The organism is Vibrio sp. H11 (assembly GCF_004804295.1).
Lineage (GTDB): Bacteria > Pseudomonadota > Gammaproteobacteria > Enterobacterales > Vibrionaceae > Vibrio > Vibrio ostreae.
In genome coordinates, this window is sequence record NZ_SSHN01000002.1 from 400,549 (window position 1) to 427,151 (window position 26,603).

Sequence of the window (26,603 nt, forward strand, 5' to 3'; positions counted from 1 at the left end):
GAAACAATAAACGGCAGGCGGGATTTAAAACCCTCGGCGGCAACGGTGTCGGAAGCAATACAATCAAGCGATCTTGCCATGACGCAATAATCTCAATCATTCAGTATCGAAACAGCAGATCCCATCGAATTGGCCATGCACTCATTGTTAGATTCCTGTCTAGTTATTCGACATCTTTATGTATTCAGTGTTTACCTGTCGCCATTTAGTGGACATTATGAACTTAGTTTCAAACTATGCTTAGTTTTGGTGAATCAAAGTCTAGAACGTTGTGAATAAGGTAGAGAGATGGTTGCCCCTAAAAGTCTTGTTTTTCAATTACACCGTTACTGGGAGGTGGTTGAGCAGTTAACCCGGCTTTCACGGGATTTCCCTGCGTTTGAGCTCCGTATCCTTGAGCAAGTGATCAACCAGTATAAAAACAAAGATGCAGATACTAACACTGTGCTGACTAGTCTGATCAATGCGGACATTTTGCAGCCTATTAGCCGAAGTAGCGACTATCAACTCAACACGCTGGTGGTAGATTTTGTACGTGGCTTGACCCAGGAGCATGAGCTTGGCTTGTCTGCGGTACTTAAAGCTCGCGTTGAGGCAATCAAAAACGCGACGAGTCAGGTATTAAAGGGGCTTGAAGACACCGATAATGATTTACTGCGTGCAGGCGCTAACCAATTGTCAGAGCTGACGAGAAAGATTGCCCAACAATTAACACAAGACAAGCAAGCCATTTTTGACATTGCTGAGGCGGCTAAATCAGCAGACACCAGTGTGCCAATTGAACGCCGCTATCGTGAAGTGCTAGAAGTGTACGACCAATACGTTGAACCCATGAATGAAATGATGGATAGCGGTCTTGGAGGCAGCTTCTACCCATTGTTAGAAAAAGCAGAAGAAGCACTAGACAAAGCCGTTGACACTCTGGCTATTCGCGGTTCTTTGTATCGGCAAAGGTTAGCAATGCGTCAGGTTGCCTATCAAGTCAAAGATCTTCGGTACCAAGGGCGGGTCATCGCTCAGCAATGCGCAGTTACCTTGTTACCGCTGAGAGAGGAAGCGAGGCTACATAACCAGCTTTCTGCTGTGATTAGCAAGCAAATAAGTCAAGTTCGTAAGAAGGGCCTAGTTCGAGGGTTAAATACAGTCGGGTTACCATTATGGAAAGCCAGTCGTACCAATAAAATTCAGATTGGAAACCAAGTGCGTGAACTGATGGCTGAATTTTTGAGTTTTGAACCTAATTCAATTCCTTTTCCGGATGAAGAAGAGCGCTCTGATAGCCTGTTAGTTAATTGGATCGATGAACAGCGATTGCGTGAACAACTTGCAGAAGCATTGCCAGTTGAGAATCTCATGACTTGGTTAACGACACACTATCGCTATTTACCTGATACCGAATTACTCCGTCTCTATCATGAACTGGTGCGAGAACCACAATGGCAAAGCCTGTTGGGCCCAAATCCTTGTATCACAGCGCTCAGCACCGTCTCTGTAGCCTATCATCCTCATCAACTTACGGCCTTGACTCGCTCAACAAGTGCAAAGGATATGGATAATGCAAAATAGTAAACTCGACTTAGCCGAGCTGACACATCTCACAGAACTATTCAACTTATTCAATTCAGGTCGACACCTGAACCGTTCGACAGATGCAGCTCTGTGGTATGAACTCGAACAGCAATCGGAACAGTATCGACATCTATTTTCTAACCTAGGGTTTGATCTACGGATAGATGGCCGTGGCTTTGCTTGGTTTCATGACGATGAAGGGACTCAAAACATCAATAAGCAATCGCGACAGCTCGCGCTTTTGCTTATGGTGATTTTTGATTACCAAGCGGATAATGGGCGTTCGTTGAGTCAGTTTTACCAGTGGACCATTGACAATCAAGTGCTGAATGAGGTCTATGAAAAGCATCAAGGATTGTTGGATGCAGAAGAGTTAGATCACGTTGCCTTGGTAAAAATCCTCGAAAATGCTGTGCGAAAAGGCTTTGCAATTCAAGAAAACAACCATTGGCGCTTATTGCCCTCGGTATATCGTTACCTAGACCACTTTGAGGCGATTACCGAGCAAACCTCTGTCAGCGATGTACTCACCGATGAGGAGGGTGAATCATGTTAAATTACGGCTTTCAACGTCTAGCATTAATTGGCAGTGCTGGATATCAGAGAGCAGAACTCCCACTGGATGATTCTGTGTCATTAATCGCGCCAAATAATCATGGTAAAACCAGTTTAATCAACGCCCTCCAATTTCTACTGATCATTGACCAAAGAAGAATGGACTTTGGTTCTCACACCGTCGAAAAAGCCCGTCGTTTCTATTTCCCAAACAACAGCGCTTACATTTTGCTTGAAGTCATACTTCCTCAAACCGGAACGGTTGTTTTCGGCTGCGTTGGCAAGGGCGTAGGCCACGATTATGAATACTTTGCCTACAAAGGCGAATTAAACCTGGATGATTACCGTTTGGCGGATGGCCATACTGTTACCCAACCCAAACTGGTCAACCATCTAGCCAGCCACCAGCACAGAGTTTATCAATACAATGACAGAGATTTTCGTCATTTGATTTACGGTGGTGCAAAGAGTAAGAAGAGCGGTGACATCGACTTTACGGTATTCCAACTTGAACACGTAAGCGATGCACGCTCTTACCAGCAAGTGCTCACAAAAACGCTCAGATTGGATAAGCTGAATTCCAGTGATGTAAAAGACTATCTGCTCAAGATTTTTAGCCGCGAGCTACCCAATGCGAGTATCGATTTTAAGCAAGAATGGGAGAAGGCATTTCAGGATATCAACTTAGAGCGAGAGCAGTATCTAGCGGCGGTGAATAATCTTGCGACCATCGAAGAGTTGGAGCATAAATTTCAACGTACATTGTCGCTAAGAGGCAAAATCGCGTCGTCACAACCCAAAGTGAACCAATTATTGCAAGATTGGCATGGTCACGTTCAAACAACGAGAGAAAAATTATCAACACAAAAGCATCAGCTTGAAGAAGAGCAAAATGAGTTACATAACCAAGATATTGCTCGTGTTGAAGCACGCAGTGGGTTAAACAACAAGCTCACTGATCTAAAACGTACCGAAGAGCAGCACCAAGAGCTCCAAGCTCGTTTTGCGTTGATTCCGAATCAAGTCTATTTAGAGAGCCAGCTCAACCTAGCAAAACAAAGATATGAAGAACAGGCAGCGTTATGTATTCAATCGCAACGCTCGTCTTCATCAGATTTAGCCAGACAGTTAAAAGAACGGACAGAAAAGCGCCAAAGGTTGGAAACTCAACGGCAAACCCTAGACGACAATTTGTTTCTTCATCTCTCCAAATGGCTCAAAGTGCACGAGCTAGAAAAACTGAACAAAGTGCTGAGTCAGCAAGTGATGCAGCGTTCACCTTCACACTATTCACTCGATATCAATCAGCTTCGAGAAGTGCTGAGTGATGAAGCTGCTTCGTCGCTCACTCTTTCTGGTTTAACGTTATCCCTTGATGAGCTCATTCCTCAACATGTTCAAAAGACCGAACAAGAGCTGGTGGAGGAGCTAGATAGTGTCAATCAGCAGATAAATAGCCTTACAGAATTGCTAGAGATCAGTCAGCAAAGAGAAGCGGCTGAAAAGAAAAAGAACGAGTTACACCGAGCCGTGAAAGAGTGTGAAAAGGCGCTCATCGATTATCAGCAACTCGAGCAACTCACCGCTAATCAGCCCCAACGTATAGAAGAAAAAGCCAATATCGAGCAGGAGATCGCATCAATTAATAGTGCTTTAGCAAGTGCTAAGGGCCGCTATCAAACGCTGATAGAACAAATCAACAAGACTGCGGAAAAGCTCAATAAGTTAACTTCAGATAATAAACGTGTTGAACTGCTTAAAGAGCAAAGAATGGATGACCAACCCCTGTTTACGGCGCTGTCGGAACAGCCTCATACCCCATGGATAGCCACTGAAGAGTGGAGCCTGGAGTATCTTCCCATTCGTCTTGAACAGTTCACCAACGATTGCCGAGAACTGGATAACCTTTCTAAAGAGCTACGACAAATGAAAAATGAGTTGGCCCAGAAAGGGCTCACTAAGTTTCAAATGGCATCCACTCAAGACGAAGAGCTAAAAGGCATCATTCAGTTTAGCCATTGTTTAGACGACGAAAAACAAGCGTTAGAGAGAAAAGCGCGTTCTGCGGTGGTTAATGTGACGGCGAGCTTAAGAGAGTTACGTAGTGGCCTGCTTGCTTTGCAAAGTAAAATGAAAGAATTCAATCGGTTAATCACTCATAGACAACTCTCGGATTTAAAAACGTTTAAAATTGAACCGGTTGAGGAAAGTCAGCTAGTGGCAGCGATGAATGTGTTGATCCAGCAAGCAGAGCAGACAGAATCGGGGCAGAGTTTCGATTTGTTCGATCAAGCGAGCATTTTAGATGATGCAGATCTAGAGCGGGCGAAAAATACGTTAATTGAAGAGGGCAATGCTCGCCAAGGATTAAGAGTAGCAGACTTATTCAGGCTTGAATTTGTCGTGGCAAAACAGGGGCAGCAGCAAGAATCTTTTGAAGATATTGATAGCGCTGCGTCTAACGGCACGGTATTGATGGCGAAGTTAGTCACCGGCCTTGCCATGCTGCACCTAATGCAAGACAAACGCCACCAAATGAAAGCAGTCTGTTATTTAGACGAGGCGTTGGCATTGGATACCAAGAATCAAGCCAACTTAATCGAGATAGCAGAGCAATTTGGCTTCGCGTTAATTTTTGCCTCGCCGGCGCCGTTAACCACCGCTCGGTATTGTGTGCCGATTCACCAAGTAAATGGTAAAAACGTCATTAGCCGTAATAGCTGGCAGCTATTGTCGCCCATCGAAAGCCATAATATTGTGACTCAGCCAATAGCGGAGGCACCACAATGAGCCAGCCATTGATTGCCGCCTTAAAACGGCTCATGAACGCACATCCAGACGCGATTGCAGCGAGCACAATGACGACTGCGCAGAAGCGACAACTCGACGAATTTTGCCGAAAGACTCACAGCGTGCGAATGACACCTAGCGGCCGAGGCGTTGCCTACCGCATTGAAGACCTGGCAGTCGTTACCGTGACTCTACAGCAATTGTCACCACATCAAGACTTATCATTAGCTATTCCGCCAAGAGCAGCGAATATCGCCAGCACTCGAAGTAGTAAACAGGGAAGAATCACCCACGATGTCACTCATGTATTAATCAAGACCCAGGCTCAGCCTAATTGGTATGACAGAGATAGACCAACTGAACAGTTACAACGAGCGAGCGAAGAATTTGGCGTTGCTGCGCTAGAAATCGGCGGCGACAAAAATCATGAACTGTACAGCGAACATCCTATCTGGCTTGTGGAGAACCAAGAGTTGTTTGATAGGCTTGACTGGCTGCCCACTTGTGAGCCCACCAGCGTGATTTGGTATCGCGGCCAACTGCACAATAAGTTGATCGATTGGTTGGCTACCCCGCAGCGGTCTCCATTAATCTATTTATTTGCTGATTATGATGGCGTAGGGCTGAACAATTACCGCCGCTTAAAAGAGCAGCTTGAAGATAGAGTTACTTTTTGGCTGATGCCAAATTGGCGCACCTTATTAACTCGCTATGGGCAAAATAAACTCTGGATTGATACTGCACGAGAGTTTGAGTCCTTTGAGCGGAATGCTGGCCAATGGCTCGAACAGGAAGATGAGTTAAAAGCACTCATACAAGCAATGAAGAGGCAGGGGGTAGCCTTAGAACAAGAGGTGGTTTGGCTGAATGGTGAGCTTTAACTCTGTGAGTAATAACGACAAATTTAGCACTTTTGACCATGGATTTAGCGCACAATCGTATAACCTTATCTAAACATTGCCCACGGACCTGGTTTTTCATATTCTCTCACTATCAAAATTATCATGGAAATCGGTGAGCGCTCACACGTCGAAATAAATGGCCAAACTTTAATCGAAAAGCTTTGGCTAAAATCCCAAAATTCTATGGAGTAGAATCACGCTTCAAAGGTACATCTGCTGAAAAACGGAGCGAGCTCAGCATGTTTAGTGGCTGGGGGGAGTTGAAATGGTTTCTCACTTTTCATAAATTCAGTAACTTATAACGATGTTACCAATTTGGTGTTGCATCAAATGTTACATCAATTTCCTGCTTCAAAAGGAACTGAACCCGCGTCCATGTATTACTAAATCATTTAAAAATGCTAGCTTGTTATAGCAATTTAATCTAAAGCAATAGCGCTGATACTGAGTATTTTACCCAGCCTCACCATCTATTAGTAGCGATTTTAACACATCGGGAGAAGACGGTAGCATTCCGACTTTTAAGCCAAATGGCTTGAATACCTTGTTGAGAATCTCTGTATTGTAGCTGCCCCGATCATTCTCTATATCTGAGAGTGTTTTTCTTGAGACATCTACAAGTCTTGCGAACACATCCTGTTTGAGTCCCAGTATATTAATGCGTAAACTTTTTAACGCTTGGCCTTGTGTTAGCTCTCCAAGCAACAAGTGTTTGATGATTTTGTTTGCCTCTGTTTTGCGTTCTGCTGCACTTACTGCTTTGGCGTTTTTTGAGGTTTTCGATCTAGTCGGAGTATTAAGTTGCGATCGTTCTTTGGTCGAATGAGTTGCATCCGTCCCAGTCTTGGGCTGATGTTGATTTCGGTTTGCTCTTAGACGAGCAACGGTATCTTGTACGGACTCTTTATTGCTTGGCTTATTCATAGTAGCCCCCATTTAGTGAGCTTTTCTGATATATGATTAAGTCCAACGGCTGGCATCTCTAAGATTTGTTCTGGTACTCCTCGTAATGCTAGTCTCTGCTTTAAATCAATGCATTTACTTGCAGTAACCTCTAGCTCTTGTAATAACACTTCTTTTGGCACGAGATCAGATAAGGTGTCCGCTATTCCTACGAAGTCGTAAGTTCCGCCAACCTCTAGTGGGGCTTTCCATTTTGTTGTTCTTGGAATGCCTTCAGGATCAGCTTTCATTGGTGCGAAGTCGTAAACGGGAGCAAGCTTTATGACTCCATCACCTTTTAAGAATGAAGTGTTTCTGCCATGGTTATCACTATTACCAAACAAGATGTTGAGTAGATCTCTCTTCACCCATTCAATGACGAAAGCTTGGGTATCAAACCTATACCCTTGGTGTTTAACCATATTGCTTTCAGTAATTTTTTCTATGAGAGTTCGGATTGTTGTTTCGTGATCAAGAGTGACCCCAGCGCCTTTGTTCAAAATGGAATACACAGATTCCATGCCAAATCTCTCTATTTGTTGCTCAATAATTTGAACATCAAATCGAGGAAGCCACAAGGAAGGGTAGTTTAATCCTTCCTCCAAGCGCATACCGTCGGTGGAGATCGTTTCAACTCCCATTTCAGTTAGCTCGTGGTAGAAGTAGAACTCAGCTCTTAGAATATTACAGTCGATGGTGCTTCTTGAGCCTCTAGGGTACTTTACTAAGTAATGTAAGTCGTGGTTGCTATTGTCATCTTGGTATGGGTCAATCCATATTTTTTCGCTGCCAGATCCATGATCGAAACCACATCGGAGGATCAGTTTTGGCGCTTCACCTCCAGCCCCTGTTGCACCACCTGCGGCTGCCCCTCTTTGCTGTGCATAGTCGAGGAAATCACCTGCTCGATTTTTAACATCATCAACAGAGAAGTAGAGGTTGTCTGCTACTTCGTAGCGCTCAGGAAGAGAGTCTTTTATTCTTAAGTTACCGATAGGCGACATTGTGCCAAACTTGAGCAAAACATAGTCTTGTTCATCAGAACTAAGGTCTTCAATATCTAGGTGTTTGACCCAGTATCGTCTACTAGCGCCACTAGGCATAATATCGTCTAGAAACTTTAACCATCCAGGTTTACCCATGTCATCAAAAAAGAATGAGACAGGGTGGTTTAGTGAAACAGCGTGAAAGTCATCTTTATCGTGATGTTCTAGCGCATAGTCGCTGAGGTAGTTGAGTTCAGTCACTCGGAAATTATGTTGGCTACTTTTAGGGAATGAGATGATACCAATATCTATCCATTCACCTCTGATAAAAGCTTGTACGGTTAGTTCTTCCATCGACAACACCTCTACTTATCAATGAGTAAAACTTTACTCTTAAAGTCATTTTTTTTCAAGTTATGAGTAAAAATTTACTCATTAATGTGTGGCGAGGCTCTTTATGAGTAAATGATTACGCATGGCTTGTAAGTCAAAATTGTTGATGAGCAGAATGGATTATTTTAGCTATGAAAGCTGCTATAGGGAGTGGGGCGTTAATTGTTTGTTCAGTTATGCAGGTTGTCCATAATAAATGAACAGTTGCCTTAAATGAACAAAGTGAATGAGGAGATTAAGAATGGCTGCTACATACAAAAATACAGTTAATACACTTTAATGCGCGTAAAAGTGTTTGAACGTTACTTTTTAATGCGCATAAAAGTGTTGTTTGCTGTGCAGATAGATGATGAACCTGTACATAATTCCTAGGGTCTTATTCACAAGGTGAGCAATGAGCGAAGTGAGAAAGCCCTAGCGGACTTTCAGATGCCGAAGTGTTGGCTAGCTCTTATAGGTAATAAGCTTTATTAGTAAGTAATCCACTGGTTAAGCGGACAGAACCCTTGGGGTTAGAAATGAATGTGGTACTACCGTCAGCGATCACTTTCTCTACAGCATCATGTTGATGCCCTGCAACCCAATACCTAGCTCTTGAGATCAACTCATTACTCAATCCTGCATGATAATACGGAGCATAATCGCTGCTGGCATTTTGCTCGAAAGCAAAAGCTTCTTTAGAGGGAAGGTGGTGAGATATTGCTAGATCAACTTTCTCTGGAAAGTTGTTAATGAATGCTTTGTGCTGCTCTTCAATCATAGAGCTGCCAATAAACTTAGTGTCGTTCATCAACTCAGAATATGCATTTACAAGCTCGACCGAATAGGTGTGAATGGGAAACCAAAGGGTTCCACCGAAGATAGTGTATCCGTCCAACTCAATCGACTCATTATTCAAAAAGAACAGGTTTTCAGTGGTATCGCTATGAGCCTTAAGCTTTGCTAATACTGAACTCTTAGAAACGTTGAGAGAACCTGAGTTAGTACTAGATTCGTACTCACTTGTATATCGGTAGGATTTACTCGTATTGCTATACCATTCATGGTTTCCTGCAATCATGATGACCGCCTTAAAGTGGCGGCAAAGTACATTCTTTACGTATGCTATGCCTGATAGACCGTTTGCCGTGTCACCAGCAACGACCAACGTGGCTTCTTTATCGAAGTCATGCCAAAAATCGCGGCGTATTCCGTGAATATCCAAGTGTAGGTCAGAAACAACGTAAAACTTCAAACTATCATGGCCTTAAGATTGATTGACTCCATGGTACATTGGTTAGTTGGATTAGAGAAGTGAGCATATACGCTAAGTATTTTAACACCAGTAGCTTCAAGTGGAGCTTCTATGCAGGGTAATGACTGGACGCTTTGTTTGATTTATCGGCACTAAGATTTAGACACTAACTTTTAGTGTCTAAATCTTAGTGGTTTATAACCATTTGAAATTAATAATTTTTATTGAAAATTATTAAGGTTTTTTGCTGAGGCAACTTCTCAGAGGCTGGCGAGAGTGTAATTGTGCTACAACCGTCCTTACTACAGGCATTTTTATGAGTGAGGCTGATATGAAGAACGAGGTTAAGGCTAAAAAAGTGATAACGAGCAAGCCGAATCAAAGGATAGTGAGGTTGCGCTAAATGGACTTCTTGACTTGCTTGATCACGCTATCTCTACCAACACTGATAAGCTAGTTGAAGTAACTTAAGCACTCAAAATAAAACTGGAAGAGATCATTGATGACTATCAAGTTGGCCTAGACGGGAAGTATTAAGAGCAACCCCTTTTCGAGGCTGCACAGCATAAAGCTGTGCTAAGTAAGCGGCATGCGCCGCAGCAACGAGTGGTGGGTATCAAGCAAGATGGCCTTCTTGCAGTGTAATCTCTAATTCTTTGCCGAGAATAATCTCAAAGTCAGTAAATACAGCAATAGGGCGGCAAGCGTTGCCTTTTTCCTCGAACTGGATGAATCCTTTTGATGATAAGTCGTCGAGTGTTCGTGAGAGTTCGCGGATATGATGACCGCTAATCTCCGCAAGCTCAGCTAGGCTTTCAGGCTTTTCTCTACTGATCAGAAGCATTAGTTCGATATTCTCATTACATAGTAGCTTTGAAGCTTCTTTGAGTGACGTGAACCAAAATGTGGGGAGATGCTTGCTATGATTAATGTTGCCTGCGGCCAAATTAATCATGTGCCTACGAATGAGATCTTCCGATGCAACCCCAATGCGAGCTTTCATGAGTATCCTTCTCAGAACGAAGTAATAGAACCCTAGTGTATACGACGCTGTTCTGAAAGAAAAAGTGGATAGATATATTCGTTATGCGAATGGATGCCACTTTCATGATCGAGAGGTCAAGAGAAACAACGATGTCCTATTCTCATCGACCCCCTTTCGATTCAGCGACCTAAGGTCTACGAGCGATCTCAAAGCAAATTTCTATAGTCTAGGAGTGATCCTCTTCTAGATGGGTATGTCTTTAAGTTATTGTATTTGATTTATTATTTCTTTAAAGGCTCTTGGTCTAGTGCGATTTCAAGAAGCAATTTTCTGTGGTCTATGAGCGATCCTCACCATAAAAGCCAAGGTGCAGGAGCGAGCAGAACGAGATACGTGAGTGGTTAGATGGAATAGAAGAACAACGATGCCAAAGTACTGCAAATTGTCATTAACTGACTGATAGTAATGGGAATTGTGATATGTTGCGATGACGTAACCTTTGATCGATCATAAACATCGTTGGGTAACGATTCAAAAATCTATCTTAGAGGTCAAGGAAAACAACGATACCAGAGGACGCCACTTTCATGATCGAGAGGTCAAGAGAAACAACGATGTCCTATTCACATCGACCCCCTTTCGATTCAGCGACCTAAGGTCTACGAGCGCTCTCTAAAAGCAAATTTCTATAGTCTAGGAGTGATCCTCTTCTAGATGGGTATGTCTTTAAGTTATTGTATTTGATTTATTATTTCTTTAAAGGCTCTTGGTCTAGTGCGATTTCAAGAAGCAATTTTCTGTGGTCTATGAGTGAGCCTCTCCATAAAAGCCGAGGTGCAGGAGCGAGTAGAACGAGATACGTGAGTGGTTAGATAGAATAGAAGAACAACGATACCAAAGTACTATAAACGCTAATTAACTCACTGATAGTAATAGAAATTATAATATTTTGCGATCACGTAACCTTTGATCGATCATAAACATCGTTGGGTAACGATTCAAAAATCTATCTTAGAGGTCAAGGAAAGCAACGATACCAGAGGACGCCACTTTCATGATCGAGAGGTCAAGAGAAACAACGATGTCCTATTCTTATCGAACCCCTTTCGATTCAGCGACCTAAGGTCTACGAGCGATCTCTAAAAGCAGATTTCTATGGTCTAGGAGTGATCCTCTTCTAGATGGGTGTATCTGTAAGTTATTGTATTTAATTTATTATTTCTTTAAAGGCTCTTGGTGTGCGTGCGATCTCAAGAAACAATTTTCTGTGGTCTACGAGCGATCGTATCCATAAAAGCCAAGGTGCAGGAGCGAGCAGAACGAGATACGTGAGTGGTTAGATAGAATAGAAGAACAACGATGCCAAAGTACTGCACATGGTCATTAACTGACTGATAGTAATGGGAATTGTGATATGTTGCGATGACGTAACCTTTGACCGATCATAAACATCGTTGGGTCAGATTCAAAAATCTATCTTAGAGGTCAAGGAAAACAACGATACCAGTGAATGCCACTTTCATGATCGAGAGGTCAAGAGAAACAACGATGTCCTATTCTCATCGAACCCCTTTCGATTCAGCGACCTAAGGTCTACGAGCGATCTCTAAAAGCAGATTTCTATGGTCTAGGAGTGATCCTCTTCTAGATGGGTGTGTCTGTAAGCTATTGTATTTAATTTATTATTTCTTTAAAGGCTCTTGGTCTACGTGCGATCTCAAGAAGCAATTTTCTGTGGTCTATGAGCGTTCCTCACCATAAAAGCCAAGGTGCAGGAGCGAGCAGAACGAGATACGTGAGTGGTTAGATAGAATAGAAGAACAATGATGCCAAAGTACTGCACATGGTCATTAAATTACTGATATTAAAGGAAATTGTGATATTTTTCGATCACGTAACCTTTGACCGATCATAAACATCGTTGGGTCAGATTCAATAATCTATCTTAGAGGTCAAGGAAAACAACGATGTCCTATTCTCATCGACCCCCTTTCGATTCAGCCCCCTAAGGTCTACGAGCGATCTCTAAAAGCAAATTTCTATGGTCTAGGAGTGATCCTCTCCTGATGGATGTGACCATAACCTATTGTATTTAAATTATTATTTCTTAAAAAGGATCTTGGTCTACGTGCGATATCAAGAAGCAATTTTCTGTGGTCTACGAGCGATCGTATCCATAAAAGCCGAGGTGCAGGAGCGAGCAGAACGAGATACGTGAGTGGTTAGATAGAATAGAAGAACAACGATGCCAAAGTACTGCAAATGGTCATTAAATCACTGATAGTAATGGAAAATGTGACATTTTTCGATCACGTAACCTTTGACCGATCATAAACATCGTTGGGGAAGGTTCAAAAATCTATCTTAGAGGTCAAGGAAAACAACAATACCAGACGACGCCGCTTTCATGATCGAGAAGTCAAGTGAAACAACGATATCTGAATAGCCACCGATTTTATAGACATGCTTCGGTTAGACTCGTTTCTGCCCCTTTTCAAGCTATGGCATTTATTCAGCACATTTTAATGTCGGATATTTGACCTACATTTTCTCATCGATATGAAGTAATCATCTCTAATCTCGCAACATGTTCTTAGGTAAACCGATTCTTTAGCTTCAATCACTGATCTCCTATCACTCAAACGGTACAATGCTCGCATTATAAGTCATTGAAGAAAAAGAGCATGGAATCTATAGAAGAAATAAATGTTAATGACATCTGGCAGAACAACGTAAACCTATTGATTGGCTCTGGTGCATCATATGGGCTTTTCCCAACCCTTGCGACAGCAATCGATGGAGAATCGATTGAAACCTTGGGTAAGTTTTTTGAAGACTCAGGAAAATGTAAGCTCAAATCTTTGCTTTTTATGTACTACTACGTAGGGTGCATCGAGCCAGTTATTACCTTCAATGTAGATATTGAAAAACTTTCGGCTGAACTCTTTGGAAATGTTGATAGCCAAGGCAAACTAGATGTAATCGAAAACTATAAAACACTGCTCAATACCCTTAGAGTCATAGCATCTAAAAACAAATCACAGTTAAAATCTAACATTTTCACCACAAACTATGATTCATGCTTTGCTGACGCATATGAAGAACTACTGCTTCAGTCCTCTAGCATCGAATTCCGTCTCAACGATGGCACCAAAGGTTTTAGACGGAAGTTTTTGGAAGTTCGCAACTTCGACACATCAGAAGTCAAATGCAGCATGTTTGGAAAAAATGAATACAAACTCCCCCAAACCAATCTTGTTCATTTGCATGGGTCTGCATACTGGAGTCTTAACGACAAACGTATCGCAGTAAACTATCAAGATAAGAAATCAAAATTCGAAAAAGGCTTCTTTGATGATGTAAAGGCAGAACTAGCTTCGATTGAAGCTATCTTGAGCAATAAAGATTCAACTAGAGATGACTTTGACGCAATTTCATTTAGCGGCAATTTTGATAGTGTTGAAAAGAAATTTTGGGAAACCTACAACAAACTACCCATTGTGAACCCTACTAAATGGAAGTTTCACGAGACAGTGTTTGACGAGCACTACTACCAAATGCTGCGCCTAATGAGTTATGAACTAGAAAAGCAAGATTCTACTCTCATTGTTTTTGGTTTCTCATTTGCCGATGAGCACATCACAAACCTTATTAAAAGGTCACTAGGCAATAAATCACTAACTATGTACGTATGCTGCTTTGATGACGCTACAGCTGAAAAAATGAAGACGCTATTCGGTGACTTCAACAACGTCAAATTAGTAGCTCGTGAAGGTGCATACCTTGATTTTTACCTGTTCAACTCTGAAGTTTTCAAACTTCCAAGCTAGGAGAATTAAATGTCAATCCTAGTTGGTGAGGTTATCGCCGTTCGAGGCGTAAAGGTTTCAATCACAGTCTTTGAAGAGTCCAACAAAGATACACTGTTTTATGACGGCACAAAGTATAAAGGGATATCAATCCGAGAGTACGTACAAATCGAACGTGGCTTTAAGAAAATTATTTGCATTGTCGAGGGTGAATACCTTGATGAAAATCGAACAGATGATGATCTCCAACCCGTAAGAAGAGTAGACTTAAAACCTATTGGTTACTTCGAGGGTGATAGATTTTATGAGGGTATAAAACACCTACCTTTGATTAAAGACCCAGTATTCCTACTTGAAGAAAAAAGACTTTCAGACATTTATGGCAATGCTGGAGGTGATTTTGTTATTGGCAAACTCTTGAAGGAAGAGTTCCCAGTATCTTTACCGTGGCAAAAGTTATTTAACTCGCACATAGGTATATTTGGGAATACGGGCAGCGGTAAATCAAACACACTAACCAATCTTTACACCACATTGTTTGATAAAAAGATTGAATCTATCAATGGAAAAAGTCAGTTTGTTGTTGTCGATTTTAATGGTGAGTACACCAACGGACAGCTAACTACACCCCAACACAAGCGTATCTATAATCTAAACACGAGACAGGCTGAAGATAAATTCCCTTTAGCCAAAGATGAGTTCTGGGACACTGACACTTTAAGTCTTCTCTTCCAGGCAACGCAGAACACCCAGAAGCCATTTATTAATCGAATAGTGAATGGGAAACTACGCTTTGATACTGAAGATAATTTCCTCAACTATATCAAGACAACCTATGAAAAGGTGTTTTCGACGGCTTCGCCACACCCAGAGCTTTTAGACCTCATAAGAGACGTCACCAATACGCTGGACAATGGAGCAATCAAAAACACATTGAGGACCGTATCGTTCCACGGAACCAATAAAGTTTTTTACACTACAGGTGGCACCTACTTCAATGCTGACGGTGCGGGTTATAGAAACAGACTCAAAGACGATGTTGACGCCTTAACCATCCCAAACGATTTGAGCGACTTAGACCAGTTCAGCATAAGGTGCCACATTCAGCTTATACGAGACCTTATCAGCGGATACGTACAGTTTGATTTTATTCAACCTTTGTTAAAAAGAATTGACTCATCATTATCGAACTTAACAAAAGTAATCAAAGTATCAGATGCTCCTTTGGCAACTAAAGCAGTGACAATCATTTCACTCAGAAAATGCAACCAAGACATCAAAAAGGTTTTACCTCTTCTGATTGCCAAGCACTACTACAACCCACACAAAGCAAATGTAGCCAACCCACCAGATAAGACCATACATCTGATAATTGACGAAGCGCATAATGTACTATCACAGCAATCTACACGTGAGAATGAAAGCTGGAAAGATTACCGACTTGAGACATTTGAAGAAATCATAAAAGAAGGTCGAAAGTTCGGTATGTTCTTGACCTTATCAAGCCAAAGACCAGCAGATATTTCACCGACTATTGTTTCTCAAATACATAATTTCTTTATTCATAGACTAGTGAATGAAAGAGATTTATTTTTGATAGATAACACGATTAGCACTCTTGATAGTATGTCTAGAAGCATGATTCCTAATTTATCTAGAGGCAGTTGTGTCATAACGGGTACAGCTTTCGACTTACCAATGTTGTTGCAAGTCGATGAATTAGAGAAAGAAAAGCAACCAGACAGTGAAGATGTTGATTTACAAGAACTATGGTCTGAATAATCTAGTAATTTTAGAGACTACGTAATTTGGGGAGTGTTCTAGACCATCAAAATTGGGTATCAAATTAAGCGACTTCCCATACCTGTAGTTATTCATGAATCGCTAATTTAGGAAAGTCGCTGGCAAACTTCTGTCCAAAAGTGAGTTGTGTGGTTTTTGGCAGTGCCAGCATGTACCTAATCGTGATTTGTCACAATTAAGTGCGTGTTTCTGCCAACCCTTTTCAAATCTCGAATTGCAGCTTCTTTCTTCGCAATCCGCAAGGGACGGCCTGAAGTTATGGTATTGCTGATAATGTCAATATCATCACGTTTTGTATGTGTGAACTCGATGATTCCGTAGGGAGTTCTAAACTCCCCTTTACGCCCTGTTGTCATGATAGTGATTCGATCAATCATCACTTGAGAAATGACACTGTATTCTGAAAGCGCCGATTCTAGAGAGATGTAATTGTACTCGCCTCGTCGCAAGCATTTAGCAATGTATTCAATGGTATAACCGTCCTTATGACGACTGTATGAGAATACATAAACACCGTTGCACACCCGCTCTAGTACTCCAGCTTTCACCAAACGAGGTAAACTTTGCTGGAATGCTGTAAGTGAATCATCAAAAAATAATCTCCTGAGATCACTCTTTCGATAAACGTGTATACCTCGCCCGTCAAATTTATGCAGGCGCTCCAATGCAACCTCAATCTTCACGTCAATGCTCATAAGTAGCCATAAAAAGTAAGTATGACATATATTTTTGTACACTTATGGTTGAAGATAGCAACTGGTGATCGCTAATACCCTTCCTGATCCCTGATTGGTTTTTCCGAGTTAGGATCCTAACTCGGAATTTATGATGAATATGGTTCTTTGAGGAGGGGGATAGCATCACCAATAGTAGTAAGAATCTGTTCTCCATTCTCAGTTAGGATCCTAACTCGGAATCTATGATGATGAATATGGTTCTTTGAGGAGGGGGAATAGCGTCACCAATAGTCAGAATTTGTTCTCTATTCTCGGTTAGGATCCTAACTCGGAATTTATGGGATGAATATGGTTACTTTTAGGCTAGGAAAATAGCAGTACTAAGCGCACAGCTAGACTCCGATGTTCATTCTTGGTTAGGATCCTAACCGAGAATTCATGGTGATGAATATGTGGTTCTTTGAGGAGAGAAATCGCATCACTAATAGCCCAGAATCTGATCTTTTTCATTTTTAGGTAGAAGTTTAACTAATTATTATTTTTCTAATTTAATAATTAAAAAACCAAACGGTTTTTATTTAATAATTAAATGTTAATGTGATTTTTAAAATAGTGATTAAAGGTCCTTTACAAAGATAATATTACTTGATAAATATAATAGTCATTGAATTTATTTATATATATCAAAAGGGTTGTCGATATGTCTCAAGTTTTGGTTTATTCTAAACGTAATCGTGAAATGAGTTATCTATCTACAAAAGAAGAACGTGAAACTAAGTCGAATAGATTTCAAGTCGTTTATAACGACATTTCCGATGAAGAAGCATTGCGTAGAGCAAATTCTATTAATTTGGATGAAAAGAACAATGTTCCCCAAGTTCGTTTAAAAAGACAACCTATTAAGGAAGAGAAAGAATGCCGAGTGCCTGGTTTATATGGTTGTAACCGTTATAAGTCAAGAAGAAATGAGACATTCAACGTGTTCTAACGTTGTTCTTTTTTTGCACAGCGTTAAAGCGTGTTGAGTTATGTTAGGCAAGTGGTGAAAGCCTTGAAAATTCCGTTATTAAAGCGGGTGGCAAGTGAATTTGCCAAGATTGGCAATCAATGTGCCAACGCTGGCGTTGAAAGTGCCAGTAGTGGCAGAAGAATTTTCCCCAAATTTTGATGAATTTATCCGATGAACTTCGTTTTTTAAAGTTCAAGCGTTATAGTAAGTCATAACTTTATAATAGTTATAACAGTTATAATAGTTATAACATGAAAAATTAATAAAATAAAATTTATTTTTTATGTGTTAATTTTATTGCCAAGGAAAACTAATAGTAACTTTGTTTTTATTATAGATGAATTAAATTTAGAGTAATGTTTGTTACTCACGGATATTCATTTATTTTCTAGGTTTTCTTAAGGCAAAGTTACTTTGTCAAAATTATCGACTTAAGTAGTCAACTTTAGCGAGATGTAAACATATCTGTAGTATCAACAAGCATCCGTTTTCTGATACTAGAATGGAGTGAGCTGTTTTCAGTGTCATAAAGTGGCGTTTTGATTTTTATGATACCCAACTGATTGATGATACTAGTTGTGATGCCAAAAAGGGGGCTATTGTGGGGAGTATGGGACGGACATTCGCTTATTGTCGTGTATCGACTAGTGAGCAAACTGTGTCAAATCAGATCTTAGCTATCAGAAATGCTGGCTACGATGTTCAAGAACACCGAATTGTACATGAAACAGTTTCTGGTAGTGTGCCTGCAACTGAACGACGTGAGTTCAAAATGTTGATTGAGCATAAACTAGAGCCTGGGGACAAACTAGTTGTATTAAAGCTAGATCGACTTGGAAGAGATAACATCGATGTTCAGCATACGATCAGTATGCTGTTAGAAAAAGGTGTTACGCCAATTTCTCTGGATCTGCCGACCGCTGATCTAAGCTCGGCGGAGGGACGATTGATGCTGCAAATGTTCTCAGCATTTGCTGAATTTGAGCGAAACCGTATTCGAGAGCGAACGCTAGAGGGGCAGGCTAGGGCTAAGTCTGAAGGTAAGCGTATTGGTAGACCAGAAGCACTAACCACAACTCAAAAAGTCCAAGAATGTAGGGCAAGAGGGCTGAGCCAATCCAAAACAGCTCATGCTCTAGGCATCTCCGTCCCCACGGTCAAGCGGCATTGGAACAAGCGGTTAACTGAAAGTATTCAATGAAGAACAATGTTCTATGATACCGAGAGGCGAAGATCTACCAGTAGTAGTTATTAGCTAAGAGGTTTTAACGATATTGCAAGAACCTTGTTCTTGCTTAGAGCAAGGCTACTAAGATATCACGCTGATATTTGATACAAGAACATTGTTCTGACTGGAAAATCGGATAACCTTTCTGCTAGGAAACGACGCTGATAGAAAGGGATGCTTGTGAGCTTATTCATCAATACTCAAAAACTAACGGTAGCAAAAGAGGATCACTTAACTGAGTTCTTCGCTGCGGCGTTAGGGTCTTCAGAAAGTTTCAGTCGAGCGTTTGTTAGGTTGATTTTTGGAGACCAAGATAACAGATTGATCTGCAAGGTCGAAACACAAGTTATCTATCCAGGATGCCGACCAGACATGCGTCTGATATTAAGTGATGGTTCAATTGTTCTTTGTGAAAATAAACTCGATGCTGCCGAAACGATCGGTAATGTTGAGAGTGGCAACCTTTTACAATTGGAGCGATATCTGCAATTGCCTGTGGATCATGTGATTTATATTCGCTCTGAGTTACTGCCGCCTTCATGCCAAGTTATGAGCCATCCTAAGTATCAATCTCCGATAGAAAAACCTCATTATTTGTGGCGTGATATTTACCCTTTGTTATGCGAAGACTCCAATCCAATTGTCAAAGAATTACGAGATGGTTTTATGAACATGGGCTTTGTTCCTGCTCACCCAGTGATTGGCGATCTGACACGCAATGCGCCTAGAGCACAAAGAGAGAATTTTTCTAAATTTTGGATGCCGACAACGACTGCGGCAATTCAACAAGGTTGGAAGGTATCAATTGGAGATGTAGTAGAACGATACTTTTACCACGAAACAGCAGAGCTTGCTCGGGAAGTATTCGTAAGCCCAATAAACCCTACACGATTTCTGATTCGTTACACACCGCAAATATCTCAATGTGACGCTTTATTAAGTGCACTCGATACCGTTGAAAGTGAAGCCGAAGCACTATTAGTGGTAACGAAAAAAACGGTACCACGAGCGAGTGGAATGGTCACTGTTATAGATGTTGAAACTCCTATGAACAATGTTCTACCAGCTCAACTAAAAACAGTGGAACAGATAGAGTCTAAGCTCAAAGCGTATGTATTGCCTTATCTCACGCTAGCTTTTAAGTAACACCTGTTTTGATTTTATGTGAATAACTATCTCGACAGTGAGATGATGTTTACTTGGAACAATGTTCTTATCCCAATCTTAAAATAGTAAAGATTGGGTATTTGATTAGTCAATAAAAAACTGTGGAAGAACAATGTTCCGAATGATAAGTCAGAGAACCTTTCTTTTAATAAGAGAGGCTTTCAGAGAGTAGTGCTTGTGGAGTTAATAATTAATACTCAACAACTAGCCTTCTAAAAATATGATTAATTAAAAGTCCTGAAGAGTAGTTTTGCAATTAATAATAAAAAGGCCGAGATAGACTCGACCTTTTTATCCAACGCTTAACCGCCAGTTGGCGCGGAAGTAACCATCTATTAGCGGATAAAATAGTGATACATTTACTTGTATTAAAACTAATTTTTCTTTAAGCCATCAGTGAGGTGGAAGAAATTACTTTTACTGTTAAAGATGAAGTAATATTAGTTTAAATATATATTTAAGCCACTTTCTAGATAGAAGCTCTGCTTCTTGCTACGGGATTTAATATATTAGATTGTTTTTTCTTAATCAAGAGTTTTTTCAACTTGACTAAAAAGTTTTTTATGTATAATAAAAACTATACTTTTGGGGTTTTAAATGGATTGCTCGTAATTAATATGATTATACTATGAACTTATTTAGCACAAAGTCGTATTGAGTCAAGGCTTTGTTCAACCCCTGATTTTATAGATCCTATAGCAGTGAGATGATCAACTTAGAACAATGTTCTCTGAGTAACGAGTTGCGTAACAGGGGATTGGTGAGCTGGCTATTGATACTGCGAGAACATTGTTCTCGCTTAAATTATCAAAACCTAAAGATTGCGTATTTGATTAACAAATAAAAAATGCTTCGAGGAGAACGATGTTCTACTCAAAGCTTGTTACTTGCGACTTTGGGTAGCTGAATCAGTCTGCTTTTTCTACAACCATGCCACTTTGCTCTGCAAAGTGAATCAATCGAGTGATATTGTTTAGGCTCCACTGGTTGGTGATGGCTATCACCTCGTCGTTAGGCAGCGTAATCAACGCGTCCTCATCGCTGTGGAAGCGGCGGATTCTACCTTGAGGGATATCATCCGCTAAGATGGCGATGCGTCGTCTTACGGGGTCGTTAAATGCGTTGAGTACCTCATTTAAACTTTGTGGCTGATGCCTCTCGATCCAGTCCGTGACTAACGCTAGCGCGAGGTGACGCTTTTTATAGGTATGACCGTTATAGCGGTACTCCGAGTAATCTTTTTCGCCTTTTTGAACGCTTGTACGCTGCTCGGCACGCTTCTCGCGGAACTTCACCTGATACTCTTCCACTTCTGGAACAGGGATGATCTGTTCAGCATTAATCAGTACATCTTCTTTGTAGCGATAGGGCGTGAGGCGCACACAACTGATATCGATGCCTTTATCACGCAGCCACAAGACAGAAGTGGTGAGTTCCTTACCGAAGTCTGCTGAGGCTAGAACAATTCGAACATCATTACCAAAGTCATCCAAGCTGTTTTCATCGAGATCGACAAACTCCAGAATGGCTTCGCGGGCATCAATCTCTTGGCCTTCTTTCTTCAGGTACTGGGCATAGTAGTCACACGCTTTATCGAACGTCATAGTAGAGATCATCGCGGCATAGCGTAGCGCTTGAAGTTCCATATGCGCACCGATTTCATCCCGTTTAAGCTCAATGACGACTAAGTTGGCATTTTTGTCGATGGCTAACAGGTCTATACGGCGACGACTGTCTTCCCAGTCTGAAAACTCTTCTGATATCACCAAACAATCAGGTGCGATGGCATCAATACAGCCTTTCAGCGCTTCTTGTAAATCGTGCCTTTCTTGCAGCCCTTCGGCTGCAAAGGTGGTCGGTGTCAGTGCGGTGAGGTTTTTATTGGCGATATTGTATAGGCTCATGGTTATACTGCTTGTTCAACAATTGCATCGGTAAGTTGAAATTGAGTGATTTGGTTTTCTTGAACCTTTTGCTTTAATTGCTCGCATATATCGAAAAAACAACCCACGATATCAATAATTGCTGTTTGAGTTGCAACTGGAGGAAGGCAAATCAATAAGTTCTTAATTTGCTCTCTTGATACATTTTTCATTGAGCTACTGGTGCCGCCAGCTACTTGTGAATAGTAATTTCGAGCAAATTGGGAGTTGTTGAATAAATTAATGTAATGGCTGCTAACTTTATCTGAAAACCGAAAGCGAATTATTTTATCACTCATCATTAGGTGCGTAGGCGAATCGTTAGGTACAATAACTGCTTTTGCTACTAAATCAGCGGTGTTTGCTCGTGAAATAAGGAAATCGCCATCTTGAACCTCAAGGTGTTCTCGTGGTGCAAGAGAGTTTGGTAGTTCTTTGTTTTCCATAGGATTATACTGGTTCCAAGTTACTGCGCTAACTTTAAGAACCCCCCAGTTATCTTCAGATCTGGGTGTGTCCAAACATTTCGGACTCCATCCCGCTTCCGAGCTTAGTTCCAAGTCCCCTAATCGACACCACTCCCATCCATTCGGCAGTTCAAACGGCTTTTCATCTTCAGCAATCGGCGGTAGTGCTTTTTGCTTTTTGATTTTCTTCTCTTTGACTAACTGCGCTTTTTCTTCCGCTATTCTTTTCAGTAACTTAGCAGCAGGTTCATCGCTTGGATCTTGCGGAACCAACTTGCCCATCACTGCCAGTTGTAGGATGGTTTGTTTAAGCTGGTCGATGCTTTCTTCAGTAGTGAATAAGGTATCGAAATGCTCGCTGATTCGCGCCCAGTTTTGCATCAACTCGTCAGCATTGGCAGAGTTGGTGAGTGTGTCCAACAGAGTTGTTACCAGCACTTGATGCGCTTCGATACTGGCTTCGGTTCGCTGCTCAAGCTGATCGCAGAGTGCCATTAACTCATCGACTTTGGCGACGATGCGGTGTTGTTCGGATATTGGAGGAATGGGCATTACAAAACCTCTAAGCTTACCTAACGATACAAATGGTTGAACACCGCCTGTCGATTGCTTCTTCATTATCTCAGCAGCATATTTCAAGAAGTAATTTAAGAAGTTTGGAGAAGAATCTTTAGGATTGTAATACTTGAAAAGCCCCACGTTTTTAATGCTAAATTCAATATCTGTATCCACTATTACAGGGTTACCAATACTGCCAATCATAGCAAATAAGATATCACCCCTATCAACGCGAGAACGTTCTATGACCTTCAAGTGATCTTCTTTCGAAATTAATGTTGCTGTTGAAAGATCTAGCTTACCTGATGATAAGTTTTTACTCGTTACTAATGGATATCCTTTACTAGTTGGCTTGGGGCTATCATGAGTACCATCACGAACATCATATATGTCTTCTAAGCGAGCATAACTCCAATTTTCAGGTACAGAGAAATAGATTTCATCTTGAGTAATCTCAGGCTGTTTACGGTTTTTCTTTATTTTTTTATCTTTAATAAGCTGCGCTTTGTCTCGCGCAATTCGCTCTAGCAAAACAGAAGCAGGCTCATCATTCGAATCTTGAGGAACAAGCTTTCCTCGCACCGCTAACTCTAAGATCAGATCACGCAGTTTCTTAACACCGTAAAGCTCTAATTTCTTGCTGCTGCCGCGACCAGAGGTTGATTTGGTCTTCACTGCCGAAGTCCAAATATCAATATGCTCGGTGATCAGGTTTTCTACAGCCATTATTGTTCTCCACCTTGCTTTTTACCTTGAATGGTAGAGCTAAGAGCATCACCGAGAATGTCTTTCAGTTGGTCACGCAGTGCTTTAATGTCTTGCTGTTGCTGCTGATAGTTTGCCAGTAACTTTTCGGGATCATGGCTGACTACTTCGTCCTGATACGGGTTTTTAATATCAAGATTAAAGTTACGCTCGATAATATCTTCTATCGACACTTTCCAAGCTTGCTTGGTCTCGATGCGGTTAGCAAACCCGTCAGCCTCGTTCCCCCACCAATCGATCTCTTGCTGGAACTCCTCAAACTTCATCGGCTTGGTTTTGCTGTAGTTCTTCACGCCTTCTGGGTAAGGGTGCTCATAGAACCACACTTCTTTGGTCGGTTGGCCTTTGGTAAAGAACAGAATGTTGGTCTTAATACCCGTGTATGGGTTGAACACGCCATTAGGTAAGCGAACAATCGTGTGCAGGTTACACTCTTCCGTCAGCATCTTTTTGATTTTGGTTTTTACGCCTTCACCAAACAAGGTGCCATCAGGCAACACCACACCAGCGCGACCATCTTTATCCAATACTTCGACAATAAGCTGCAAGAACAGATCGGCGGTTTCACGAGTTTGCATTTCGGCAGGGAAGTTCTTTTCAATCCCGTCCTCTTCGGTGCCGCCAAACGGTGGGTTAGTCGCAATCACGTTGATATTGCTATCCCAACTTGAAAGCGGTTTATTGAGCGTGTTGCCGTGCTTAATCTGCACAGGGACTTCGATGCCGTGAAGCATCATATTGGTGATACACAGCAAATGTGGCAGTTGTTTCTTCTCTACACCATGGATTTGTTTTTGCAGCGTTTGGTGGTCGGCCGTGCTTGTCACGTAGTTCTCTTTGACGTGATCGAACGCGCAAGCCAAGAAACCGCCCGTACCGCAGGCGGGATCCATAATTTGTTCGCCTAGCTTTGGATCCAGTCTGTTGACGATAAAACGAGTCACCGCGCGAGGGGTGTAGAACTCACCCGCATTACCTGCGCTTTGTAGGTCACGGAGGATTTGCTCGTAGATGTCACCGAACAGGTGGCGTTCTTTAGAGTCAGTAAAGTCGATCTCGTTGAGCTTGTTAATCACTTGGCGCAGCAGTGTGCCATTTTTCATGTAGTTGAAAGCATCACTAAAGGCTTCTTTCACCACAAAACCACGAGGATTGGTGTCTTTCGGTGCAGTTAGGTTTTTTAAACCAGGGAATAGGTCATCATTGACGAATTCCAGCAGTTCATCACCTGTAATACCTTGGTTATCTGCCGCCCAGTTTCGCCACAAGTATTTCGCTGTGATGGGTTCGCGGTAATCATCCTGCTCGAACTCTAACTCTTCTTCTTGAGCATCAAACACTTTTAGGAATAAAAGCCACGACATTTGGCCTAAACGCTGCGCGTCACCATCCACACCTGCATCTTTACGCATGATGTCTTGAATAGACTTGATCACTGAACTGATTGACATAAAGTTCTACTACTAACTGACTGAAAAAATTGGGGCAGATTATAGCAGAATTGACATGAAAAACGTGAATTAGTGCATATGCAAAAGGGTGGTCATTTATGGCTCAATAAACAATAATCAAGTGAATATTAAATTAATAAATTGATCTGTAGGTTGTCTAGGTTTCATGAAAATAGAATGCCCCCATTGTCAGACCGATAATGATATCGAATTTGCCGAAAACATTGCGTGTAAAGAGTGTAAGAAGAACTTTAAAGGTTTCAAGTTCAGCAAACGTAAACTTGTGTCCGCGAGTACAGCTTTGCTAGTCGGGGCTATCGGCGGATACAAGGTTAACTCTGCTTTAGATGAAGACCGTTACCCACTCGAAGTGGAGTATGCCATCGTTGATACCTGCATAAACTCGGCCAAAAATATGGTGTCGGTGAGTTGGTATGAGAGTAAGCGAGAAACGTGTTTATGTGCTCTTGCAGAAACGGAAAAGTCTGTACGGTATTCAGACTATAAATCGGATCAACAGATGTTTTTAAGTCAGTTTAAGTTGAACGCGAAAGGGTGTTCATAGATAGAAAATGAGGCAGCGAATGCTGCCTCAGGTTGTTACTTGCGTTTAGGTGTATTACCACGACCTTTACCAGAAGGCTCGCCAGTTTTGCTTGGGTAGTTTGGATTTTCTTTGCTCATGTTTATCTCCTTACTTACCTTGTTTTTGGTTATTAGCAGCTGCACGTTGAGCACGGCCTACAAAGGAGCCTTTTTCTACTTTTCCGCCATTATTCTTCGCTTCATGCGATTGAATACGAGCAGCGGCTTCAGTGGTCATTGGTGTTTTGTTTTTAGACATAATATTTTCCTTTTCGTTTATGAATGATTGTCTCCGCTGAGACCATTGCATAGTAACTAGTAGGGTAGGGACAAATGGGGACAGCCCAAAAACAAAAGCAAATTCGAACTATGTTGGATGCGTTAGGCTGGAGCCATAAGCAACTGGCCGATGTTCTTTACGAAGAACTTCAGTGTTCTGAATATGAGGACATAGAAGATGCTTCCCCTGACGAAATTCGTAAGTTCAGTGAAGCTCTTAAGAAGCATTTGCAAAGGGAGTCTACACCAGAGAGTCGGCTTGAACAGTACGTAAAAGTCATTTCGGAGCACCCAGATTTTGTTGCATTGGGGTTGGATGTCGTGGTTCCAAAATACGTTAACCATAGATGCTTGAATGAGGATTCGCTTGCAGGGTTAGCAGAGATATCCAGTTGGCTGGATGAAGATAAGAGCCGTTAAAGACGGATGCGTTTGACGTAGAATTATTCTTTCTGACTTTTACTAATAAATTATCGTTATTAAGAGGGGCGCAGGATGTACAAGGGGCATTGGTATGATGTTGTCGG

The 26,603-nt window shown here is 41.5% G+C and carries 20 protein-coding genes; 11 read left to right on the forward strand and 9 right to left on the reverse strand.

The annotated features are described in order from the left end of the window. The first annotated feature begins 288 nt into the window (after positions 1-288). The 4 genes from E6C74_RS04570 to E6C74_RS04585 are packed head-to-tail and all read left to right on the forward strand — an operon-like array spanning position 289 to position 5,795. Positions 289-1,566: a hypothetical protein gene (locus E6C74_RS04570; RefSeq protein ID WP_136483513.1), complete on the forward strand. Its 1,278-nt coding sequence runs from the start codon at positions 289-291 to the stop codon at positions 1,564-1,566. Beyond that, complete coding sequence (locus E6C74_RS04575) at positions 1,556-2,125, forward strand: DUF4194 domain-containing protein (protein ID WP_136483514.1); 570 nt, start codon at positions 1,556-1,558, stop codon at positions 2,123-2,125. The genes E6C74_RS04570 and E6C74_RS04575 overlap by 11 nt, the downstream gene beginning before the upstream one ends. After that, positions 2,119-4,914 carry a hypothetical protein gene (locus E6C74_RS04580; RefSeq protein ID WP_136483515.1) on the forward strand — a complete coding sequence of 932 codons (2,796 nt, stop codon included), beginning with the start codon at positions 2,119-2,121 and terminating at the stop codon, positions 4,912-4,914. Before E6C74_RS04575 ends, E6C74_RS04580 begins: the two co-directional genes overlap by 7 nt. Then, complete coding sequence (locus E6C74_RS04585; protein WP_136483516.1) at positions 4,911-5,795, forward strand: DUF2220 family protein; 885 nt, start codon at positions 4,911-4,913, stop codon at positions 5,793-5,795. Before E6C74_RS04580 ends, E6C74_RS04585 begins: the two co-directional genes overlap by 4 nt. A 474-nt stretch (positions 5,796-6,269) precedes the next feature. Here the strand turns inward: E6C74_RS04585 and E6C74_RS04590 are convergent, their stop codons facing one another. The 4 genes from E6C74_RS04590 to E6C74_RS04610 all read right to left on the reverse strand — a co-directional run bounded on the left by E6C74_RS04590 (position 6,270) and on the right by E6C74_RS04610 (position 10,374). Beyond that, positions 6,270-6,752, reverse strand: coding sequence for a helix-turn-helix transcriptional regulator (locus tag E6C74_RS04590; RefSeq protein ID WP_029786578.1), 483 nt, complete (start codon positions 6,750-6,752; stop codon positions 6,270-6,272). Continuing rightward, complete coding sequence (locus tag E6C74_RS04595) at positions 6,737-8,098, reverse strand: type II toxin-antitoxin system HipA family toxin (RefSeq protein ID WP_062851242.1); 1,362 nt, start codon at positions 8,096-8,098, stop codon at positions 6,737-6,739. Before E6C74_RS04595 ends, E6C74_RS04590 begins: the two co-directional genes overlap by 16 nt. A gap of 490 nt (positions 8,099-8,588) precedes the next feature. Further along, positions 8,589-9,371, reverse strand: coding sequence for a metallophosphoesterase (locus E6C74_RS04600; protein ID WP_031428771.1), 783 nt, complete (start codon positions 9,369-9,371; stop codon positions 8,589-8,591). A gap of 616 nt (positions 9,372-9,987) precedes the next feature. Further along, on the reverse strand, positions 9,988-10,374 hold the full coding sequence (locus tag E6C74_RS04610; protein ID WP_025542011.1) for a transcriptional regulator: 387 nt from the start codon (positions 10,372-10,374) through the stop codon (positions 9,988-9,990). Positions 10,375-13,040: 2,666 nt separating this feature from the next. Between E6C74_RS04610 and E6C74_RS04615 the strand changes: the two genes are divergently transcribed. Together E6C74_RS04615 and E6C74_RS04620 are read left to right on the forward strand one after the other, a co-directional pair. Continuing rightward, complete coding sequence (locus E6C74_RS04615; RefSeq protein ID WP_136483517.1) at positions 13,041-14,186, forward strand: SIR2 family protein; 1,146 nt, start codon at positions 13,041-13,043, stop codon at positions 14,184-14,186. A 9-nt stretch (positions 14,187-14,195) separates the two neighbouring features. Beyond that, positions 14,196-15,947 carry an ATP-binding protein gene (locus E6C74_RS04620; RefSeq protein ID WP_076008405.1) on the forward strand — a complete coding sequence of 584 codons (1,752 nt, stop codon included), beginning with the start codon at positions 14,196-14,198 and terminating at the stop codon, positions 15,945-15,947. 176 nt (positions 15,948-16,123) lie between these two features. On the opposite strand, the gene E6C74_RS04625 is transcribed toward E6C74_RS04620, so the two are convergent. Beyond that, positions 16,124-16,663 (reverse strand): hypothetical protein, encoded by a 540-nt coding sequence (locus E6C74_RS04625; RefSeq protein WP_031428775.1) that lies wholly within the window; start codon positions 16,661-16,663, stop codon positions 16,124-16,126. Between the two features lie 682 nt (positions 16,664-17,345). Between E6C74_RS04625 and E6C74_RS04630 the strand changes: the two genes are divergently transcribed. The 3 genes from E6C74_RS04630 (at position 17,346) to E6C74_RS04640 (ending at position 20,028) form a co-directional block, all read left to right on the forward strand. Beyond that, on the forward strand, positions 17,346-17,633 hold the full coding sequence (locus E6C74_RS04630; RefSeq protein WP_043854181.1) for a hypothetical protein: 288 nt from the start codon (positions 17,346-17,348) through the stop codon (positions 17,631-17,633). A 631-nt stretch (positions 17,634-18,264) separates the two neighbouring features. Continuing rightward, a complete protein-coding gene (locus E6C74_RS04635; RefSeq protein ID WP_123016600.1) occupies positions 18,265-18,855 on the forward strand; it encodes a recombinase family protein in 591 nt (196 codons plus the stop codon). A 201-nt stretch (positions 18,856-19,056) separates the two neighbouring features. Further along, positions 19,057-20,028, forward strand: coding sequence for a hypothetical protein (locus tag E6C74_RS04640; protein WP_136483518.1), 972 nt, complete (start codon positions 19,057-19,059; stop codon positions 20,026-20,028). Positions 20,029-20,957: 929 nt separating this feature from the next. Here the strand turns inward: E6C74_RS04640 and E6C74_RS04645 are convergent. From E6C74_RS04645 to E6C74_RS04655, 3 genes are read right to left on the reverse strand one after another with little or no spacing between them, the layout of a single operon-like run. Continuing rightward, positions 20,958-21,953, reverse strand: coding sequence for a hypothetical protein (locus tag E6C74_RS04645; RefSeq protein ID WP_136483519.1), 996 nt, complete (start codon positions 21,951-21,953; stop codon positions 20,958-20,960). Between the two features lie 2 nt (positions 21,954-21,955). After that, on the reverse strand, positions 21,956-23,722 hold the full coding sequence (locus E6C74_RS04650) for a restriction endonuclease subunit S (protein WP_136483520.1): 1,767 nt from the start codon (positions 23,720-23,722) through the stop codon (positions 21,956-21,958). Next, complete coding sequence (locus E6C74_RS04655; protein ID WP_136483521.1) at positions 23,722-25,212, reverse strand: type I restriction-modification system subunit M; 1,491 nt, start codon at positions 25,210-25,212, stop codon at positions 23,722-23,724. The genes E6C74_RS04650 and E6C74_RS04655 overlap by 1 nt, the downstream gene beginning before the upstream one ends. A 166-nt stretch (positions 25,213-25,378) precedes the next feature. Between E6C74_RS04655 and E6C74_RS21255 the strand changes: the two genes are divergently transcribed. Continuing rightward, entirely contained in the window at positions 25,379-25,777 is a 399-nt protein-coding gene (locus E6C74_RS21255) for a hypothetical protein (protein WP_136483522.1), read from the forward strand. 129 nt (positions 25,778-25,906) lie between these two features. Here E6C74_RS21255 and E6C74_RS04665 read toward each other — a convergent pair whose 3' ends face one another. Then, positions 25,907-26,056, reverse strand: coding sequence for a hypothetical protein (locus tag E6C74_RS04665; protein WP_113599862.1), 150 nt, complete (start codon positions 26,054-26,056; stop codon positions 25,907-25,909). 74 nt (positions 26,057-26,130) lie between these two features. Between E6C74_RS04665 and E6C74_RS04670 the strand changes: the two genes are divergently transcribed. Further along, entirely contained in the window at positions 26,131-26,496 is a 366-nt protein-coding gene (locus E6C74_RS04670; RefSeq protein WP_136483523.1) for an elongation factor Ts, read from the forward strand. Positions 26,497-26,603: the final 107 nt, after the last annotated feature.

Coding starts and splice junctions, on each gene's coding strand:
- E6C74_RS21255 (WP_136483522.1), top strand. CDS start 25,379: ATGAAAATAGAATGCCCCCATTGTCAGACCGATAATGATATCGAATTT.
- E6C74_RS04590 (WP_029786578.1), bottom strand. CDS start 6,752: ATGGGGGCTACTATGAATAAGCCAAGCAATAAAGAGTCCGTACAAGAT.
- E6C74_RS04665 (WP_113599862.1), bottom strand. CDS start 26,056: ATGTCTAAAAACAAAACACCAATGACCACTGAAGCCGCTGCTCGTATT.
- E6C74_RS04640 (WP_136483518.1), top strand. CDS start 19,057: ATGCTTGTGAGCTTATTCATCAATACTCAAAAACTAACGGTAGCAAAA.
- E6C74_RS04620 (WP_076008405.1), top strand. CDS start 14,196: ATGTCAATCCTAGTTGGTGAGGTTATCGCCGTTCGAGGCGTAAAGGTT.
- E6C74_RS04595 (WP_062851242.1), bottom strand. CDS start 8,098: ATGGAAGAACTAACCGTACAAGCTTTTATCAGAGGTGAATGGATAGAT.
- E6C74_RS04625 (WP_031428775.1), bottom strand. CDS start 16,663: ATGAGCATTGACGTGAAGATTGAGGTTGCATTGGAGCGCCTGCATAAA.
- E6C74_RS04610 (WP_025542011.1), bottom strand. CDS start 10,374: ATGAAAGCTCGCATTGGGGTTGCATCGGAAGATCTCATTCGTAGGCAC.
- E6C74_RS04630 (WP_043854181.1), top strand. CDS start 17,346: ATGTCTCAAGTTTTGGTTTATTCTAAACGTAATCGTGAAATGAGTTAT.
- E6C74_RS04580 (WP_136483515.1), top strand. CDS start 2,119: ATGTTAAATTACGGCTTTCAACGTCTAGCATTAATTGGCAGTGCTGGA.
- E6C74_RS04655 (WP_136483521.1), bottom strand. CDS start 25,212: ATGTCAATCAGTTCAGTGATCAAGTCTATTCAAGACATCATGCGTAAA.
- E6C74_RS04635 (WP_123016600.1), top strand. CDS start 18,265: ATGGGACGGACATTCGCTTATTGTCGTGTATCGACTAGTGAGCAAACT.
- E6C74_RS04575 (WP_136483514.1), top strand. CDS start 1,556: ATGCAAAATAGTAAACTCGACTTAGCCGAGCTGACACATCTCACAGAA.
- E6C74_RS04570 (WP_136483513.1), top strand. CDS start 289: ATGGTTGCCCCTAAAAGTCTTGTTTTTCAATTACACCGTTACTGGGAG.
- E6C74_RS04615 (WP_136483517.1), top strand. CDS start 13,041: ATGGAATCTATAGAAGAAATAAATGTTAATGACATCTGGCAGAACAAC.
- E6C74_RS04650 (WP_136483520.1), bottom strand. CDS start 23,722: ATGGCTGTAGAAAACCTGATCACCGAGCATATTGATATTTGGACTTCG.
- E6C74_RS04645 (WP_136483519.1), bottom strand. CDS start 21,953: ATGAGCCTATACAATATCGCCAATAAAAACCTCACCGCACTGACACCG.
- E6C74_RS04585 (WP_136483516.1), top strand. CDS start 4,911: ATGAGCCAGCCATTGATTGCCGCCTTAAAACGGCTCATGAACGCACAT.
- E6C74_RS04670 (WP_136483523.1), top strand. CDS start 26,131: ATGGGGACAGCCCAAAAACAAAAGCAAATTCGAACTATGTTGGATGCG.